This window comes from Sorangium sp. So ce375 (assembly GCF_051473855.1).
Taxonomy (GTDB): Bacteria; Myxococcota_A; Polyangia; order Polyangiales; family Polyangiaceae; genus Sorangium.
Window position 1 is genome coordinate 4,793,970 of the sequence record NZ_CP150335.1, and the last position, 18,317, is coordinate 4,812,286.

Sequence of the window (18,317 nt, forward strand, 5' to 3'; positions counted from 1 at the left end):
CATCGAGAGCAAGGCTCCCGCCGGAGACCTCTTTGCTCGTGCGCGGCCCTCGTCTCGCGGGCCGTGGATCGTCACTGCGCTCGCAGGCCGCCCATCGTCACGGCGTTCGCATGCCGCGCGCAAGGGTTGCGTTCCCGGCAGAGGCGCAGCATGAAGCGTCCATGCGCGCTCACAAGCTCCTCGCCGCCTTCGCCGTGATGATCGCCTCGCCAGCGCTGCTGATCGCGGCGTGTAAATCCAGCGACGAGCCGGAGGAGGTCACCCCGGCGCCGGGCGCCGTCACGGCGCCGCCCGCGACGACGCCGCCGCCCGCTGCGACCGGGACCACGCCTGCCGCGACGCCGACCCCGGCCGCGCCTCCGGCGACGACGACGGCCGCCCCGACCCCGGCCGCACCGGCGAGCCCGAAGCCGGACGCGGGCGCGCCGGCGGACGCGGGCGCGCCGAAGGACGGCGGCACCGCCACCACGGCCGACGCGGGGGCGCTCTCGGGCAAGCTCGCCGCGTGCGCCACGAAGTGCCAGTCGATCCTCCAGACCTGCCTCACGCCGAAGTTCCCCGCGGACGGCGGCCTGCCGGCGCTCGCCGATCCAGCGGCGTGCCAGAGCTCGTTCGACAGCTGCCGCACCGCCTGCGCGCCGTAGCTCCCGCCCTGCCTCGGCGAGGCTGGCTCCAGCGCCGCCGAGCCTACTTCTTCTGGGCGCCTGCCGGCGCGCTCGGCAGCGTCACCCGGAAGAGCGCGCCGCCGGCCTCGCCGATCGTCACCGTGATGTCGCCGCTCATCGCCTCGACGAGGTGCTTCGCGATGGACAGGCCGAGCCCGGTGCCGCCCGACGCGCGAGAGCGCCCCGGATCCACCCGGTAGAACCGATCGAAGACGCGGCCCTGGTGCACCGCCGGGATACCCGGACCGTCGTCCTCGACCTCCAGGACGACGCGCCCGCTCGCGGCCCGCGCGCGCACCACCACGTGCGAGCCGCTCGGCGTGTGCTGGATCGCGTTGTCGACGAGGTTGGTCAAGATCTGGTCCAGCGCGCGCGGGTCCGCCGCGACGAGCGTGCCCGGCGCGACCTCGACCTTCACCTCGGTGTCCCGCTCGATGGCGCGCCCTCGCAGCAGCGCCACCGCGGCCTCCGCCTGCACCGAGAGATCGAGCGTGCCCGGCGAGAGCGGACGTTCGCCGCCCTCGATGCGCGACAGATCGAGCAGATCGTCCACGAGCCGGTGCAGCCGGGTCGCGTTCCGATCGATCACCTCGACGAAATCGCGCGCGGCCGACGCGTCCTCGAGCGCGCCGCCGAGCAACGTCTCGCTGCTCGCGCGGATCGACGCGACCGGGGTCCGCAGCTCGTGCGACGCGTTGGCGATGAAGTTGCGCTGCAGCCCCTCGATGCGCCGCAGCTCCGTCACATCGAAGAAGACGGCGACGACCCCCGCCACGCCGCGGCTCTGCGCCGGCAGCGCGAGCGGCGCCGCGTTCACGAGCAGGTTCCGGCGCCCCGGGGGCCCCGCCACGCCAGGAGCCCCCGGCGCGATCTCGATCTCGCGCGTCGCCGCCGCGCGCGCGAGCGCGACCTCCTCGAGGAGCTCGTGCAGGCTCGAGGAGCGCAGCACCTCGAGCGGCGGGCGACCGACCGGGTCCCTGCGGATGCCGAGCAGCTGCGAGAGCGCCGTGTTGACCAGCGTGATGTCGCCCTTCTCGTCCGTGACGAGCACGCCCTCGCGCATCGACTCGAGCACCGCGCGGAAGCGCTCTCCCTCGCCCCCGAGCTCGCGCCGCGACAGCTCCAGGCTCTCGGCGAGGTCGTCCAGCGCGCCGCCGAGCGCCGCGATCTCGTCGTGCCCCTGCATGCGCGCGCGCCGGCCCAGATCGGCCCGCATCTCCCGCGCGACGCCCGTCAGGTAGACGAGCCGCCCGGAGAGCGCGCGCGACCCGACGAGCGCCGCGCCGACGGCGAGCGCGAGGGCCAGGATCGTGCCCTCCACCACGCGCGTGCGCGCGGCGGACAGGCTGCGATCGATCGCGACCGGCTCGAACGCGACCCGCACCACCCACGGCCCGTCCGGGCGATCGAGCCGCTGCGCCGCGTAGAGCATCCGCATCCGCGTCGTCTTGCTCACGCGCTCGCTGCGCCCCGTGCCCAGGTGCCGCGCGTCGGCGACCTCGTCGCGCGTCGCGTGCGTCTCGAGCTGGCCGAGCCACTCCGGCGCGACCGACGAGTCGCCCCGCACCACGCCCTGCGGATCGATGAACGTGACGCGCGCCCCGGCGGTCCTCGACAGCGCCTCCGCGAGGGCGGGCGCCTCGGCCGCGAGGTCGCCCGCCCTCGCGGCGATCTCGGTGACGAGCGCCGTCCGCGTCGCCAGGTTGGCCTCCGTGTGCGCCGAGAGCTCCGCCCCGAGCGTCTTCACGACATAGCCGTCGAACACCAACGCCGCGAGGATCGCGATCCCCACCGCGAACGCGATGAGCTTGCTTCGAATACCCATGTCACCCGCGTGCCGGTCCCCCGCCGCGCGCGGCGAGGGCTAGGATCATCATGTTACCCGCTTTTGTCTGATTCATGACGACTCGTTGACGTGATGCGGGGAGACGGGTAAACGCCCGGCCCCATGGGATTGACCCGTGACGCAGTCTTCTTCGACGCGCTGGCCAACCATGCGCGGCAGAGCGTCGCAGCGAGCGAGCTCCTCCTGCAGCTGCTAGACCGGCTCGACGACGCCCCGGCCCTGGTGCAGCGGATCTCCGACCTCGAGGACGAGGCCGACAAGATCACCCACGAGTGTCTGGCCGCCCTCCACCAGACGTGGATCACGCCGCTCGATCGCGAGGAGATCCACGCGCTCATCACCCGCCTCGACGACGTGCTCGACTGCATCGAGGCGGCGAGCGTGAGGCTCGTGCTCTTCGAGATCACCAGCGCCCTGCCGGACGCGCGGCTGCTCGCGCAGGATGTCGTCGACGCGTGCACCGTCATGAGCTCCGCCATCCAGTCCCTCAGGGACCTGAAGAAACAGCCGCATCTCCTAGAGCTCTGCGTCGAGATCAACAAGATCGAGAACGCGGCGGATGCGCACTACCGCAACGGGCTGGCGGCGCTCTTCAAGAAGGGGAACGACCCGCTCCTCGTGATGAAGTGGCGCGACATCTATGACCTCCTGGAGCACGCGACCGACCGCTGCGAGGACGTCGCGAACATCATCGAGGGCATCGTGCTCGAGCACGCATGACGACCTATATCCTCGCCATCCTCATCATCGCGCTGGTGTTTGATTACATCAACGGCTTTCACGACGCCGCGAACTCGATCGCTACCGTCGTCTCGACGCGGGTCCTGTCGCCTCGCATCGCGGTGATCTGGGCGGCCGCCTTCAACTTCATCGCGTTCGCGCTGTTCGAACCCACGGTGGCGCGCAACATCGCGAAGGGCGTCGAGCCGGGGTTCATCACGCCGAACGTCATCCTGGGCGGCCTGCTCGGGGCGATCATCTGGAACCTGCTCACGTGGTGGTGGGGGCTGCCGTCGTCGTCGTCGCACGCGCTCATGGGCGCGTTCGCCGGGGCCGCGGTGAAGAGCGCGGGGCGGCTGTCGGTGCTCGACGCGACGGTCTTCGGCAAGACGGCGGCGTTCATCCTCGTCTCCCCGCTGCTCGGCGCGGTCATCGGGTTCTCGATCATGCACGCCATCCGGTGGCTCGCGCGGGGCTGGACGCCCAGGAAGGTGAGCTCCCGGTTCCGTCGGCTGCAGCTGCTCTCCGCCGCCGGCTACTCGCTCGGGCACGGCGGCAACGACGCCCAGAAGACGATGGGCATCATCACGGCGCTCCTCATCTCCGCGGGCGTCCAGGAGGGCGGCAAGGACCCGAAGCCGATGCTCTGGGTCGTGCTCGTCTGCCACGCGGCGATGGGCCTCGGCACGCTCTCCGGCGGCTGGCGCATCGTGAAGACCATGGGGATGAAGATCACGAAGCTGAAGCCGGTGGGCGGCTTCGCGGCCGAGACGGCCGGCGCCGCGACGCTGTTCAGCGCCACGGCGCTAGGCATCCCCGTGAGCACGACCCACACGATCACGGGCGCGATCGTCGGCGTCGGCGCCACGAGCGGGCGCCTCTCCGCGGTCCGCTGGGGCGTCGCCGGGCGCATCGTCTGGGCCTGGATCTTCACGATCCCCGCCTCGGCCGCCCTCGCCGCGGCCGTCTACACCATCGCGAACGTCATCAGCGGCCAGCCCTGACCGCGCAGGCGAGCGCGGCGCCGGGCAGGCGAGCGTAAGTAACGCCGCGCTGGCGAGCCAGATGGGGATCCTCGCGCCGCGCGCCGAGGGGCTTACGGAGCGCGCCGCGGATCTCCATAGCGCGGCCATGCGGGCGCTCGTGACGGGGGCGACGGGGGCGCCGGGAATGGCGATCGCGCGGGCGCTGCTCGCCCGCGGGCACCGCGTGCGCGCGTTCTCCCCCAGGCCGGGCGACCCCGCCGCGGCGCGGCTCATCGAGCTCGGCGTCGAGGTGAACCACGGCAGCGCCGACGATCCCCGCGCGATCGCGCGCGCGGCGGCCGGCGTCGACGCGGTCTTCGCCATGGGCTCGCCGATCGAGGGCGGGCTCGCCGCCGCCGAGGCCGAGGTGCGGCGCGGGCTCGCCGCCGCCGAGGCCGCGCGGGCCGCGGGCGGCGCGCACCTCGTCTACACGTCGGTCGCGAGCGCCGACCGGTGCACGGGCATCCCCTACTTCGAGGGCAAGGCGGCCGTCGAGCGGCAAATCACCGCCCTCGGCGTGCCCTGCACCATCCTCGCGCCGGTCTACCTGATGGAGAACCTGCTCGCGCCCGCGGCGCTCCACGGCCTCCGTCGCGGCGTGTACGCCGCTCCGCTCCCGCCGGGCTGCCCGCTGCAGCAGATCGCGGCGGACGACGTGGGGCGGTTCGCGGCGCTCGTGCTCGAGCGCCGGTGCGATTTCCTGGGGCGCCGGATCGAGCTCGCGTCCGACGAGCTCACCGGCGCCGACGCCGTGTCGGCGCTGTCCCGCGTGGCCGGCCGGGAGATCCGCTACGCCGAGGTGCCGCTCGCCGAGGTGCGCGCGCGCAGCGAGGAGCTCGCGGCCATGTTCCGCTGGCTCGCCCGCGGCGGCTACGGCGTCGACCTCGGCGCGCTCCACGCCGCCTACCCGGAGGTCGGGTGGCGGCGGTTCGAGGGCTGGGCGCGCGAGCACCTCTCGGGCGCGCTCACCCGAGCGGTCGCGTGAGCCCGCGAGGGCGCGGCGTCGATCCGGCGCGCGGTCCACCTGACCGCGCGCGGGCTCACCCGGCCCGCGCCTGCGCGGAGCTCATCCGACGTGCGAGGGAGCGCGGCTCGGCCGGGCCGCCCCGAGGCTGATGAAGTGGTCGAGGATCCAGGTCTTGAAGCGCTTCAGATCGAGCCGGTCGAGCAGCGGCAGGAACGCCCGCTCCACCCCGTCCTCGCGGCGTATGGAGGAGAAGTCGAGCACGCCGACGTCGTTCGCGGCGAGCACGTACGGCATGACCTCGGTGCGCCCCTCGTCGAACGCCGCGAGGAGCAGCGACCCCTTGAGGAAGGCGGCCGAGACGTCGAGGAAGGCGGGGCGGATGCCGCGGATGTACCGGCTGAACGGCTCCGCGATCACGCGCTTGTCCGGCGAGTCGCGGAGCCCCGCGCCCTCGAGCTGCTGCTTCAGGTAGTCGCTCGCCGACATGCCGGGGTGCTCCTTGCGGCGGCGCTCGGCCTCGTAGCCCTCGGCGACGATCACGAGCGCGTAGTCGGCGCGCTTGAGGCCGTCGGCGAGCTCGCTCAGCACGTCCTGCGGGAAGCGGAAGAAGGGGAGCACGATGAGGTGCGCCCTGGCCGCCACCGCGCAGTGCAGCGCGTGCCGCCCGCTGCGGTTGCCCATCATCTCGAGGATGTAGATGCGCTTGTGCGTGTAGGCGTCCTCGTAGAGCCCGCGCGCGATGGTCGCGCCCGTCTCCACGCCGGACAGGAAGCCGATGGCGCGATCTCCCTCCAGGTCGTTGTCGATGGAGACGTTCACGAAGCCGGCCTGCGGGCGCACCTCGAACTCGTCGAGCCACGCCTTGATGCCCTCGAACGTGCCGTTGCCGCCGACGCAGATGAGGTGCGTGAACCCCTGCGCCTTGAAGGTCTCGGCGGCCTGCTTGCGCTTCTCGCGATCGAGGAAGCCGGAGTAGCGCTCGCTGCGGAAATCGCTGCCCGCGTCGAGCACGCGCCGCCCCATCGAGCGCGCCGGGATGCCCTGCGCGAGCAGATCGTATCGCTGGCGGCGGCTCATGATGAGGCGCTCGAACTGGGGCTGGGCGCGCGCGTCTGCGGTCAGGGAGCGGAAGCCCTCGGTCGCGGCCCACACCTCGTAGCCTCGACGCGCCGCCTCCTCGGTCAGCGCGACGGCGACCGAGGAGTAGCCGGGGGCGTTGCCGCCGTCGAAGACGAGCAGCAGGCGCTTGTCCGATGCCGGGAGGGTCTCGGGACGTCCGAACTCGACGATGCTGGTCATGGCGCCGGCCTTCTACCACGCGACGACGAGGTTGGCCGAGCGATTGTCACACGTTCGACGTCGTCGTTCGGCGACGCGTGACCTCGAGCGAGCGCGCCGCGGCCGTTCGGCGCCGCGCGTCGAGCGAGCGCGCCGCGCCGCGTGGTGCTCCGTGCGTGCGCCGTCGAGCGAGCGCGCCGCAGCGTGATTCAGCCGGTGTTGCGCATTCCGGCGGCGACGCCGTTCAGCGTGAGCAGGAGCGAACGATCGCGCCCCGAGTCCCCGCCGCGGCTCGCCCGCAGGAGCTCGACTTGCAGGAATGAAAGGGGGTCGACGTAAGGATTGCGCAGCGCGATGGAACGCTGGAGCGTCGGGTTGCCCTCGAGCAGCCGCCGGTTGCCCGTGAGCCGCTTGAGCCACGACCGCGTGAGCTTGTATTCCGCGATGATCCGCGGCGCGACCGCCTTGCGCGCGGCGGCCGGCGCGAGCTCCGCGTAGCCCGCGAAGATCGTCATGTCGGCCTTCGCGAGCACCATCTCGACGTTGTCGATGACGGCGCGGAAGAACGGCCACGACGCCATCATCTCCTTCAGCAGCTCCGCGCCCTCGGGGCGCTGGCCCATCGCCTCCAGGCCGCTGCCGACGCCGTACCACCCCGGGAGGATGGCCCGGTTCTGGGTCCACGCGAAGACCCACGGGATCGCGCGCAGCGACTCCAGGCCGCCCGCGCGCCGCTTGCTCGGGCGCGAGCCGAGCGGCAGGCGCGCGATCTCGTCGATCGGGGTCACCGCCGTGAAGAACTCCACGAACTTGGGCTCCTCCCAGACGAGCCCGCGGTAGGTGCGCCGGCCCGTCTCCGCGAGCTCGTCGAACGCCGCGGCGTAGCGCAGCTCGGACGCGGTGGGCGGCCGCGGCTGCGCCCCCAGCGTGTGCAGGAGCACGCCGCTCAGCATGATCTCGAGCGTGCGCATCGCGAGCTCGGGGCGCGCGTACTTGTGGTCGAGCGCCTCTCCCTGCTCGGTCGCCTTGTAGCGGCCGCCGACGCTGCCGGCCGGCAGGGCGAGCAGCGCCTGGTGCGCCGGTCCGCCGCCGCGCGCCACCGACTCGCCGCGGCCGTGGAAGACGCGGAGCGGCAGCTCCGCCTCCGCGGCGATCTTCGGCAGCGTCTCCTGCACGCGCCGGAGCGCCGCGCTCGCCGCGAGCAGGCCGACCTCCTTGCCGGAGTCGCTGTAGCCGATCATCACCTCCTGCACGCCGCGGGCGAGGACGTGCGGCCGGTACTCCGGGTGCGCGAGCAGCGCGCGCAGGATCCTCGCGCTGTCGTTCAGCGCCGCGAGCGACTCGAACAGCGGGACGACGTCGATCCGCGCGCACGAGCGCGCCTCGTCCCACAGCCCGGCGGCCTTCGCGCACGCGAGCGCGGCGAGCACGTCGTTCTCGCTGTGGGTCATCGACAGCACGAGCGTGCGGCAGGACGACTCGCCGCCGTCGCGCTGCGCCGCGGCGATGCGCTGGAGCGCCTCGAACACGCGGCGCGCCTCGGGCGTCATCTGCGCCGGCTCGACGCGGCCCTCCGCGACGCTGGCCGCAGCCGCGCGCGCGTCCTCGGCCGGCGCGCGCATCTCGAGCTCCGCGAGCGCGAACCCGAGCGCGCGCACCTGCGAGAGCAGCGCCCGCGCGCGCCGCTCGCCGGAGCTCGCGCAGCGCGCGGCGCGCAGGCTGTCGGCGACGACCGCGAGGTCGCGCTCGAGCTCCGCGGGCTCGCGGTAGGCGGCCGCGAGCGTCGGCTCCTCGGGGCGCACGAACGCGCGCCCCTCGCGCGCGGGGCCCTGCCCGGAGCGCGCGCGCGCCTCGGCGCGGCCGTGCTCTGCGTGATCGAGCGTGGCGGTGAGGCGCGCCTCGATGAAGTTCAGCTTGCGGCGCCACGGCTCGCCCTCGGTGCGCGGACCGAAGCGCGCGGACACCTCGGGCATCGCGGCGGCGTCCTCCTCGATCGAGGCGAGCAGCCACGGCGGCGGCGTGACGTGGCGGACCGACTGCGACAGCGCGCCGCCGAGGTCGCGCACCGCCCGGATGAGCCGGCGCAGCCCGCGGATGCGGTAGGCGAACAGCGCGTCCTCGAGCACGGCGGGCACGACGAGCGGGTTGCCGTCCATGTCGGCGCCGACCCACGAGTGGATCCGGAGCGGCACGAACTCCGCGTCGAGCGGCTCGCCGTAGGCGGCCTCGAACGCGCGCCCGATCGCCGCGGGCAGCTCGGGGAGCAGATCCCAGAGGATCTCCTCGATGTACCAGGCGACGTTCTTCACCTCGTCGCCGACGGTGGGGCGATCGCGGCGCACCTCGTCGGTCTGCCAGAGCGCGGTGATCTCCTCGCGGATCTCGGCGAGCTTGCGCGCCGACTCGTCGGGCGTCAGCTGGCAGCGGTCGCGCTCCTCGAGGTTCTTCGCGATGCGGTAGAGCTTCTCGAGCACGGTGCGCCGCGCGGCCTCGGTCGGGTGCGCGGTGAGCGTGAGCGTGACGTCGAGCGTCCTGAGCGCGGCGCGCACGCGCTCCGCGGGCACGCCGGCCTTCTTGAGCGTGTGCATCGCGGCCTCGATCGAGCCGCGCTGCGGCCGCGCGCCCGGATCCGTCGCGTACGCGCGCGCGCGGCGGATGCGGTGGTGCTGCTCCGCGAGGTTGACGAGCCGGAAGTAGACGGTGAACGCGCGGATGACCGGCTCGATGCGATCGTGGGGCAGCTCCGCGAGCAGCTTGCTGAGCTCCGCGGCCGCGTGCGCGCGGCCGTCGCTGGGGCCGCGCCGCCGGCGGATGGCGAGCGTGCGGATGCGCTCCTCGATTGCGAAGAGCTCTTCTCCTTCCTGCTCGATCAGCACTTCCCCGAGCAGGCGTCCAAGCAGGCGAACTTCTTTGCGAAGAGGTCGATCGACCTCGCGGCGGCGCGGTGGCATGGCGGCCAGCCTAGCGCGATGCGGCGTAAAACGGACCACCGAGTGTGGTCTGGGCGGACGGTCAGTGGCTCGGGGGGCGGTACCGGGGGTGGGGGCAGGGGTAGCGGGCCGGTGGTCGGGATGGGGCTGGCACGCACGACGCGGTGCGGCAGCTGCGGACGGGGTTGGCACGGGGGGCACGTCGGCGCCGGCGTTGACAGGGGCTGGCGCTCAAACGGTGGGTGCGGGGAAGCTGCGGGGCCTCCGGCAGCGCGCCTCGGGGCTGGTGGGCGCGGGTGCGAGCCCGGCCCGTGCCCCGGGCTCTTTCGAAGCCCCGTCGAGCTCGTGTACCCTCCGGGAGATGGCCGAGGATGTCTTCCGGATCGTCGGCACGACCCAGGGGGCATTCAAGGTAGAGCGGGTCGTCGCCGAAGGGGGGTTCGGCGTCGTGTATCGGGCGTACCACGAGGCGTTCCGAGCGCCGGTCGCGCTCAAGTGCCTCAAGGTCCCGGAGACGCTGCCCGAGCAGCTGCGCGCGCAGTTCCTTGACAAGTTCCGCGAGGAGGCGGAGCTCCTGTTCCGCCTGTCGGCCGCGATCCCTGCCGTCGTCAGGCCGCTGCACCACGACGTGATCTCGGCCGCGACCGGCGTCTTCGTGCCGTTCATCGCGCTGGAGTGGCTCGAGGGCGGCACGCTCGCGAACCACATCGCCTCCCGCGCGGCGAGGGGCGCGCCGCCGCTCTCTCCGGTGGAGGTGATCCGGCTGCTCACGCCGGTGGCGCGCGCGCTCGAGGCGGCGCACCACTTCCCCGGGCCGAGCGGCCCCACGTGCGTGGTGCACCGCGATCTCAAGCCGGCGAACATCTTCCTCGCCCAGATCCACGGCGCCGAGGTCGTCAAGATCCTCGATTTCGGGATCGCCCGGGCCCGCGACGCCGCGACGGTCATGGCGGGCCAGACCGCGACCACGTCGGGCGGCCTCTCGACGGCGTTCACGCCCGCGTACGGGGCGCCCGAGCAGTGGGCGCCGAAGCGCTTCGGCAAGACGGGCCCCTGGACCGACGTCTGGGGCCTTGCGGTCACCGCGGTCGAGGCGCTCGCCGGCCGCGAGATCATCGCCGGGGATCACGTCGCGATGATGGGCACGGTGCTCGACGAGAAGCGCCGCCCCACGCCGAGGAGCGAGGGCATCCTCGTGCCCGACGTGCTGGAGGCCGCCTTCCGGCGGGCGCTGGCCGTGGATCCACGCGAGCGCTTCCGCGACATCGGGGCCTTCTGGGACGAGGTCGAGCAAGCGCTCGGTCTACCGCGGAGCGCTCCGCCGATCGCGGTGCCCAGCCGGAGCCACGCGCCGCCCGCTGCCCGCAGCCGCCCCTCGGCGTTCCCCGCGCCGCCCCCGCCGCCGCGAGCGACGCGGGCGCCGGATCTCCTCCAGAGCCCCGGCCTCACGGCGCCGGCGCCGCTCGCGGCGACCCGGGAGCTCGATCTGCCGGAGCGCGGCGGCCGCTTGCCGCCGCACAGCATGCCCACCGAGCCGGTGGTGCCGCTCGCGCTCGACTGGTCTCCTCCCGCGCCCGCGCCGTTCGCGAGGCCGTCCTACGCGCCGTCGAGGATGCCGCCCTCGATGATGGAGCGGGCGCCCGCGCGTCCCAGCCTGAGCACCGCGGAGCTCATGGCGATGTTCGCCTTGCCGGTGCGGCTCGCGGGCGCGGGCGTCGTCATCACCCTCCTCGACCTCGCGGCCGCGTCGCTGCTCTTCGACGGCCGGCGCATCGGCGTGGGCCCGATCGGGCTCTTCCACGTCGCGGTGGGCCTCGTCGTCCTGGGCATCGGGATCGCGGTGTTCCGGCTCTTCTCGTCGGATCGATAGCGCAGCGCATGCCCGCGAAGCCGCAGGACCTCGGCGACACGCGATGGGACGACGTGCGCGTCTTCCTCGCCGTCCACCGGCACGGGAGCCTCGGCCAGGCCGGCGCGCGCCTCGGCCTCGACACGTCCACCGTCAGCCGCCGCCTGACGGCGCTCGAGGCGTCGCTCGGCGCGCGCCTCTTCGACCGCACCCGCGACGGCCTCGTCCCGACGCGCGTCGCCGAGCTCGTCCTGCCGGCCGCCGAGGCGATGGAAGCCGCGCACCGGCGCCTCGCGCGCGACGCATCGGGCGCCGAGTCCGACGCCGAGGGCGTCGTCCGCCTCAGCGTGGCCCCGGGGTTCGCCGACTCGTTCGTGGTCCGGAGGCTCCCGCGCCTCCGCGCCCTCCACCCCAAGATCCGCGTCGAGCTGGACGCGTCCGTCCGCGTCCTCGATCTCACCCGGCACGAGGCGGACCTCGCCCTCCGCTCGATCCGGCCGGAGGGCGCCGACCTCGTCGTGACGAAGCTCGCGTCGGGGCGCTGGGTCGCCGCCGCTTCGGAGCAGCTCGTGGAGGGCGCCGGGCGCGTGGAGGCGTGGGAGGCCGTGCCGTGGATCGCCTGGGATCGCGACCTCGCCAGCTTCCCTGCGGCGCGCTGGCTCGCGCGCCACGCCCCGGGGGCGGAGATCGCCCTGCGCACGAGCTTCTTCGTGTCACAGCTCACCGCGGCGGAGATCGGGCTCGGCGCCCTGCTCGTCCCCGAGCCGTACCTGCGCGTGCACGCCCTCGCGCCGCTGCGTTTCGCGAGCGCGCTCGAGGCGAGCGCGCAGGAGTGGCCCACGGACGATCTCTGGCTGGTCGGCCACCGCGCCCTGCGCGACGTCCCCCGCGTCGCTGCGGTGTGGAGCTTCCTGATCGACGAGCTCAGGTCGCTGTGAGCCCCCGGCCTCTCTCTCCGGATCCCTCGCCGGCGGAGCTAGGGCTCCTCGCGCCGCACGCCGGTCGATCCGTAGCCGCCCGCGCCGCGCGCCGTCGGCGCGAGCGCGGGGACCAGGACCACGTCGGCTAGGGCGACCGGACAGATCACGAGCTGGGCGATCCGATCGCCGTGGTGCACCGTGAACGGCGCCGCGCCGAGGTTGATCAGGACGACCTTGATCTCCCCGCGGTAGTCCGGATCGATCGTCCCCGGGCTGTTCAGCACGGTGACGCCGTGGTGCAGCGCGAGCCCCGAGCGCGGCCGCACCTGCCCCTCGTGGCCGTCGGGGAGGGCGACCGCGTAGCCCGTCGGCACGAGCTTCCGCTCCCCGGGCGCGAGCGTCACCGGCGCCTCGACGGCGGCGCAGAGATCGAGCCCGACGGCTCCCTCGGACTGATAGGCGGGGGGAGGGACCTCGATCGGCCCCACGCGAAGGAAAGGCACCTGGATGCGCACGCGGCGGAGCCTACCCGGTCACGGGCGCGGCAGCACCGCCTCGAGCGCGGAGCCCCGGAGCGCCTCGAGCGCCGAGTCCGACCACGCCCGCGCCCGATCCGAGAAGCCGGCCTCCACCGCGCGCCGGAGCAGCTCCAGCGCCCCCTCCAGGTTCCCGTCCTTGGCGCTCGCGCGCGCCGCGCCGTACGCGTCCTCGCCGAGGCCCACGCGGCGGAAGATCGCCTCGTAGAGCCGCGCCGACCAGTCGAACGCGCCGCGCTCGAACGCGATCTCCGCCATCCTCCGCGCGTCGTCCTCCGAGAGCTGGTCCACGATGTCCAGCGCCACCGCCGCGGCCCTCGCCACCTCGCCTTGGTCCACGAGCACCCGGATCAGCGGGCCCGCGACCTCCTTCCGGTCGTCGCCGGCCTCCCGCGCCGCCTCCAGCACCTTCCGCGCCTGCTTCAGCTCACCCAGCGCGAGGTGCACCGCGCCGACGAGCGCCGGGTCCGGCTCGCCGTGCTTGCGCGCCTGCGCGACCGCTTCCCCCGCGCGCTTCGCGTCGCCGAGGAGCAGGTGCGACCAGCCGACGAGCTCGTGCGCCTCCCGGAGCGCGCGCCTCGGCGGCGCCGGCGACTGCGCGAGCACCTCGGCCGCGAGCGCCATCGCCTCGCTCGTCCGCTCGTCCTCCAAGGCCTGGCGCGCCCGCTGGAGCAGGACGGCCGTCTCGGGCGGCACCGGCTCCTCGTGGAGCGCCGCGCGCCGGCGGTTCATCACGGGCGACGACGCCGCCGGCTCGCTGCGGAACCGCTGCAGGCTCTGGAACGCGGACATGGCGAGGATGAAGGAGAAGAAGAAGAACCCCGCCCGCAGGAAGAAGATGGCGAGGATCACGGCGGCGACGCCCGAGATGGCCGCCGTCAGCCGGCCCCGCCGCGGGCCGAGCGCGTGCTCGAGGACGTGGCCGCCGTCGAAGGGGAGCACGGGGATCAGGTTGAGGGCGCCCCACCAGAGGTTGACGTAGATGAGCATCTCCATCCCGCTCAGCAGCATGGCCGGGAGGGCATAGAGCGCCGGGACATAGCTGAGCACGAGGTGGAGGAGCCCGGCGACGAAAAAGCCTGCGAAGGGGCCTGCCAGGCTGATCAGCACGTGCTGGAGCCGCCCGAGGGGCAGGAGCGATCGCCAGGTCGTGGTCCCGCCCATGAAATGCAGCGTGATCTCGGGCTCGATCCGGTGCCGCTTTATCGCGAGCGCGTGGCCGAACTCGTGCATGAGGACCGAGAGGAAGACCACGACGATCCAGACGAGGAACAGCTGGTACTGTTGCTTGCTCAGGATCCCGTACCCGAGCAGGGCGGCGGAGAGCCAGAACCCGAGCTGGACGTCGACCGAGACTCCAAACAGACGGAAGCTCATGCGCATGTAATAAGCCGTGCGGGCCGTTCGCTCAATGATTGCCGTGCGGACGCGGCCGGCCGTAGAGTGCGCCGCGACCTCTCCGCGCGGCAGCGCACGCGCCTCCTGGCGCCGCTGGCCTGGCCGCGCGCAGGGCGCGGCCTCGGGAGCGAGCGAGCATGGGCAGGGAGATCCGGGTCAGGAGATGGGCGCTCGCCGGGGTTGCCGCGGCGGGCATTGCGTGCGGCGCCACACCGCCGCCCGCGCCACAGCCGATGGCCGCGCCGGCGCCCGCGTCACCGGCGGCGTCCGCGCCGGCCGCCGCCGCCCGCCCGCCAGAGACCTCCGCGCCGGCCGAGGCCGCCGTCACGCCGCCGCCCGCCGCGCCTCTGGCGTTCGCCGTTCCGCCCAACACGGCGGTCCTCCACGTCGGCGACTCGTTCGCGGTGGCGGGCTTCGCGCAGGCGCTCCGCCCGCGGATGCAGGAGCACCACGTCCGCTACGCGGTGAAAGCCGAGACCAGCTCGTACACGGTGACGTGGGCCTCCCGGATGGAGCTCCTTGTCGCGAACTACCAGCCGGACCTCGTGATCATCAGCCTGGGCGCCAACGAGGTCGAGAACGTCAACCCGCCGGCCCACGCCGGCGCGATCCGCCGCATCGTGAAGGCGATCGGCGGACGCCCGTGCGTGTGGGTGTCGCCGCCGCTCTGGCGCAAGGACACCGGCATCATCGACGTGATCCGGACGAACTCGGCCCCGTGCCGCTTCTTCGACTCCGACGCGCTCGTGCCAGGCCCTCTCCCGCGCCAGAAGGACAAGATCCACCCGAACGAGGCGGGCGGCGCGCGCTGGGCCGATGTCTTCTGGGGCTGGCTCACGGCGGAGCACCTTGCCCCGGGCGAGGGCGACGGCGGCTCGGCGCCCGCGCGCAGCCCCTGGGCGCTCCGGCCGTCCCCGCCGGAGGAGCACCGCTCCCGGGCGGAGGCACCGGAGAGCGCGAGCGCGTCCCCGCGCGGCGAGCCGGTGCCTGCTCGGCGAGCGGAGTGACCCCGGGCTCCCTACGCGGGCGACGTCGCGACCCCCGCGCCGCGGTGGACCAGCCCCGGATCGTGCCCGAGCGCCCCCGCGATCGCGGCCCTCACGTCCCGCATCAGCCGATTCCGCCCACCCGCCCCGTAGGGCGCCGGATCGATCGGCGGCATGATCGTGACCACCACCCGGTGGTGCTCCTGCACCACGAAATCCTTCGCCCGGAGCACGTGCCGCGTCCCGTCGATCGCCACCGGCAGGATCGGCGTGTTTGTCTCGATCGCCATCCGGAAGCCGCCGCTCTTGAACGGGAGCAGCGCGCCGGTCTTGCTCCGCGTCCCCTCCGGCGCGATCCAGACCCGCGTCCCGTCCTGCAGCATGGACGCGCCGACCTGCAGGCTCGCGCTGGCCTGGACGTGATCGCCCCGGTTGATCCGGATGAACCCGGCCGCCTTCATCGCCTGGCCGAAGATCGGCACGTTGAACAGCTCCTTCTTCGCGATCATCCGGAGCCGCCCGGGGATCGCCCGGAACACCACCGGGATGTCGAAGAGGCTCTGGTGATTCGACATCACCACGAACGGCCTCGTGCCCGCGGCGTGCTCGCGCCCGCGCACCACCAGATCCACGTCGGCGTCCTCAAGCACCTTGCGCGCCCACCAGTCCAGCCGCTCGTCGCAGCGCTCGAGCGTCACGCGCCTCATCATCGCGTCCACCACGGTCGGAACGCAGATGCGGGCAGTGTCGAGAATTCCCATGAACGTCGTCTGAAGGCTCATCGCTCTCTTCCCGCTGATTCCGCTGAAAGGTGAGGGGGTCGCGTGGTGCGCTGGCTCCCCGAGCAGGCCCTGCCGGACATGGCGGGCAAGCTGGCCTCATAGGCAGCCGAGCTCATCCAGGGCTCATCCAACACGCGTCCGCCGCGCGTCCCGCACGCGAACGCCGCAAGTATACCACTCAACCCCCGGCTGTGGTGCCGGTTACGGTCACTACCACGCGGCGCCCGTGGGGAGAACTACGATGCTCCCAGACATACAGGGCTTGCCACGTCCCGAGCGCGAGGCGGCCGCCCATGATCGGGATCACCTCGCTCGAGCGGGTGATGGCGCTCCTGAGGTGACCGGGCATGTCGTCGGGGCCCTCGTCGTCGTGCTCGTAGTCGCGGCCTTCCGGGGCGAGGCGCGACATCCAGCGATCCAGGTCGCGGAGGACGGCCGGATCGGCGTTTTCCTGGATGATCAGGCTCGCCGAGGTGTGCTGGAGGAACACGGCGCAGAGCCCGACGTCGACGTCCGCGCTGGCGACGACGCGCGCGACCTCGTGTGTGATGTCGACGAAACCTCGGCCGTTCGTGCGGATCTCGAGCGTGCGCTGGACGATGGTGGTCACCGCGCCATCTTAGCCGCGTTCCGCGTGGGCGCCCCGCGCGACGTCCACGATCAGCCCCCAGCTCGTCCATCGCTGGAACCACGCGCCGACACGCTCGGCCAGCGCCGCCTCCGCCCCTTCGCCGGCGCCCTCCTCCTCGTAGGCGCCCGGCTCCTCGCCGGCGCCCGCCGTCTCGGCGCGGGCCGCCACCTCCTCGCACGCCGCGACGAGCGGCACGCCCCGCCCGAGCGCCTCGAGGAGCGCGAACGCCGGCGGCTCGAGCTCCTCGCAGCGGATCACGAGATCGGCGCCGCGGAACACGGCGAGGTGGACGGGGCGGGGCGCGGGCAGCGCGGGCGACCGGCCCTGCTTGAGCTCGCCGCGGAGGGCGTGCGCCGGATGGCCGAGCCGCATCAGCGCGAGCAGCGGGTGAAGGACGATCCTCGCGGTGGACCAGCCCTCCGCCGGCATGCCCGTCACCTTCGCCGGATCGAGCGGAGGGGGCGAGGCGCCGTCGAACAGATCGACGAGGGCGTGCTCGTAACGCGCCACGTCGCGCGCGAGATCCCGCACGGCAGGGGGGAAACCCGCGTGCGCGCCCGCGAAATCGGCGACGTGTCGCCCGAGGTCGCGCAGGGTGAAGCTCGCGGGCGGGTGCGCCGCGAGGTAGGCCCTGGCGAACGCGTCGAAGCCGTCGTCGCCGAGGACGTGCGCGAGCGCAGGGTAGTCCTCGCGGAGCGCGTCCCTGTGCCGCAGCCAGAACTGCCGCCGGTAGATGTCGGCCTGCTCGGCGGGCGTGAGCCGATCGCTCCCGGCGACGTGCGCGCGACACAGGCCGGCGAGCTCGGCGTCGTCCGGGAGCGGCGAGCCGGCGGTGAACACGCGGGTGAGCTGGCGCATCAGGGCGGCGAGCCCGGCCGGGGGCGCGGCGTCAGGCGGCGCGGGCACGCGCCACCTCCTCCCGGATCGCGCGCGCCTTCTCCGCCTCGGCGGCGAGGACCTCGAACGAGGGGATGTCGTCGTCCCACTCGATCAGCGTCGAGACGTCGCCGGTGCGGGCGACCGCGCGCCGGTAGAGCGCCCACACGGCGTCGATCACGTGATCGCTGTGCGTGTCGAGGATGTACTTGCCCTGGTGCGCGTGGCCGGCGAGGTGGAACTGCACGATCCGGTGGTGCGGCACGCCGTCGATGTACGCCTCCGGATCGAAGCCGTGGTTGTACGACGAGACGTAGACGTTGTTGACGTCGAGCAGGATGCCGCAGTCGGCCTCCTCCGCGACCGCCGAGAGGAACTCCCACTCGCTCATCCGGCTCGCCGTGAAGGTCAGGTAGCTCGACACGTTCTCGAGGGCGAGCCGGACCTCGAGGAAGTCCTGCACCACCCGCGCCCGCGCCGCGACGTGCCGCACGGCCTCGTCCGTGTACGGCAAGGGGAGCAGGTCGTGCAGGTTGAGCCCGTGCGCGCCCGTCCAGCACAGGTGATCGCTCACCCAGGGCGAGCCCACCCTGGCGAGCAGCGCCTTCAGCCGGCGCAGGTAGTCGAAATCGAGCGGATCCGTGCTGCCGATCGAGAGCGAGACGCCGTGCTGGACGAGGCGGTAGCTCGAGAGGATGCGCTCGAGGTTGGCGATCGGCATGCCGCCGTCCACCAGGAAGTTCTCGCTGATGATCTCGAACCAGTCGATCCGGGGCCGGTGCTCGAAGATGTGGCGGTAGTGCGGGATGCGCAGCCCCACGCCGACGCCGAGGTCAGGGAGTCCCAGCCGCATCCGCTCGAGGTTCACCATGGTTCACCGCGCGCCTTGATCAGGGGTGGAGGGAGGC

16 protein-coding genes are annotated in these 18,317 nt (G+C 73.3%); 7 read left to right on the top strand and 9 right to left on the bottom strand.

Going from position 1 to position 18,317, the window contains the following annotated elements:
• Nucleotides 1-161 precede the first annotated feature (161 nt).
• Nucleotides 162-644, top strand: a complete 483-nt coding sequence (locus tag WME90_RS17790) for a hypothetical protein (protein ID WP_437282337.1) — start codon at nt 162-164, stop codon at nt 642-644.
• Nucleotides 645-687: 43 nt separating this feature from the next.
• Here the strand turns inward: WME90_RS17790 and WME90_RS17795 are convergent, their stop codons facing one another.
• Nucleotides 688-2,490: a sensor histidine kinase gene (locus tag WME90_RS17795; protein ID WP_437282338.1), complete on the bottom strand. Its 1,803-nt coding sequence runs from the start codon at nt 2,488-2,490 to the stop codon at nt 688-690.
• A 123-nt stretch (nt 2,491-2,613) separates the two neighbouring features.
• Here WME90_RS17795 and WME90_RS17800 point away from each other — a divergent pair, with 123 nt between their 5' ends.
• The 3 genes from WME90_RS17800 to WME90_RS17810 all read left to right on the top strand — a co-directional run bounded on the left by WME90_RS17800 (nt 2,614) and on the right by WME90_RS17810 (nt 5,241).
• A complete protein-coding gene (locus WME90_RS17800) occupies nt 2,614-3,231 on the top strand; it encodes a DUF47 domain-containing protein (protein WP_437282339.1) in 618 nt (205 codons plus the stop codon).
• Nucleotides 3,228-4,235 (top strand): anion permease, encoded by a 1,008-nt coding sequence (locus tag WME90_RS17805; protein ID WP_437282340.1) that lies wholly within the window; start codon nt 3,228-3,230, stop codon nt 4,233-4,235. Before WME90_RS17800 ends, WME90_RS17805 begins: the two co-directional genes overlap by 4 nt.
• A 127-nt stretch (nt 4,236-4,362) precedes the next feature.
• Entirely contained in the window at nt 4,363-5,241 is an 879-nt protein-coding gene (locus WME90_RS17810) for an NmrA family NAD(P)-binding protein (protein ID WP_437283622.1), read from the top strand.
• Between the two features lie 81 nt (nt 5,242-5,322).
• On the opposite strand, the gene WME90_RS17815 is transcribed toward WME90_RS17810, so the two are convergent.
• Both WME90_RS17815 and WME90_RS17820 read right to left on the bottom strand, forming a co-directional pair.
• Nucleotides 5,323-6,522 (bottom strand): 6-phosphofructokinase, encoded by a 1,200-nt coding sequence (locus WME90_RS17815; RefSeq protein ID WP_437282341.1) that lies wholly within the window; start codon nt 6,520-6,522, stop codon nt 5,323-5,325.
• A gap of 188 nt (nt 6,523-6,710) precedes the next feature.
• The gene (locus tag WME90_RS17820; protein WP_437282342.1) at nt 6,711-9,452 is read right to left on the bottom strand and encodes a phosphoenolpyruvate carboxylase; all 2,742 of its coding nucleotides are present in this window, start codon (nt 9,450-9,452) and stop codon (nt 6,711-6,713) included.
• A gap of 340 nt (nt 9,453-9,792) precedes the next feature.
• Here WME90_RS17820 and WME90_RS17825 point away from each other — a divergent pair, with 340 nt between their 5' ends.
• Entirely contained in the window at nt 9,793-11,301 is a 1,509-nt protein-coding gene (locus tag WME90_RS17825; RefSeq protein ID WP_437282343.1) for a serine/threonine-protein kinase, read from the top strand.
• Between the two features lie 8 nt (nt 11,302-11,309).
• Nucleotides 11,310-12,218, top strand: a complete 909-nt coding sequence (locus WME90_RS17830; protein ID WP_437282344.1) for a LysR family transcriptional regulator — start codon at nt 11,310-11,312, stop codon at nt 12,216-12,218.
• Nucleotides 12,219-12,256: 38 nt separating this feature from the next.
• Here WME90_RS17830 and dut read toward each other — a convergent pair whose 3' ends face one another.
• Together dut and WME90_RS17840 are read right to left on the bottom strand one after the other, a co-directional pair.
• Complete coding sequence (dut, locus tag WME90_RS17835) at nt 12,257-12,715, bottom strand: dUTP diphosphatase (RefSeq protein ID WP_437282345.1); 459 nt, start codon at nt 12,713-12,715, stop codon at nt 12,257-12,259.
• An 18-nt stretch (nt 12,716-12,733) separates the two neighbouring features.
• Nucleotides 12,734-14,113, bottom strand: a complete 1,380-nt coding sequence (locus tag WME90_RS17840) for a site-2 protease family protein (RefSeq protein ID WP_437282346.1) — start codon at nt 14,111-14,113, stop codon at nt 12,734-12,736.
• A gap of 158 nt (nt 14,114-14,271) precedes the next feature.
• On the opposite strand from WME90_RS17840, the gene WME90_RS17845 reads away from it, so the two are divergent.
• A complete protein-coding gene (locus WME90_RS17845) occupies nt 14,272-15,141 on the top strand; it encodes an SGNH/GDSL hydrolase family protein (RefSeq protein WP_437282347.1) in 870 nt (289 codons plus the stop codon).
• 11 nt (nt 15,142-15,152) lie between these two features.
• Here WME90_RS17845 and WME90_RS17850 read toward each other — a convergent pair whose 3' ends face one another.
• From WME90_RS17850 to bufB, 4 genes are all read right to left on the bottom strand, one after another.
• Nucleotides 15,153-15,902: a lysophospholipid acyltransferase family protein gene (locus tag WME90_RS17850; RefSeq protein ID WP_437282348.1), complete on the bottom strand. Its 750-nt coding sequence runs from the start codon at nt 15,900-15,902 to the stop codon at nt 15,153-15,155.
• Nucleotides 15,903-16,080: 178 nt separating this feature from the next.
• Nucleotides 16,081-16,512, bottom strand: coding sequence for a secondary thiamine-phosphate synthase enzyme YjbQ (locus WME90_RS17855; protein ID WP_437282349.1), 432 nt, complete (start codon nt 16,510-16,512; stop codon nt 16,081-16,083).
• A 9-nt stretch (nt 16,513-16,521) separates the two neighbouring features.
• Nucleotides 16,522-17,439 (bottom strand): HvfC/BufC family peptide modification chaperone, encoded by a 918-nt coding sequence (locus WME90_RS17860; RefSeq protein ID WP_437282350.1) that lies wholly within the window; start codon nt 17,437-17,439, stop codon nt 16,522-16,524.
• A complete protein-coding gene (gene bufB, locus WME90_RS17865) occupies nt 17,423-18,280 on the bottom strand; it encodes an MNIO family bufferin maturase (RefSeq protein ID WP_437282351.1) in 858 nt (285 codons plus the stop codon). The genes WME90_RS17860 and bufB overlap by 17 nt, the downstream gene beginning before the upstream one ends.
• Nucleotides 18,281-18,317 lie beyond the last annotated feature (37 nt).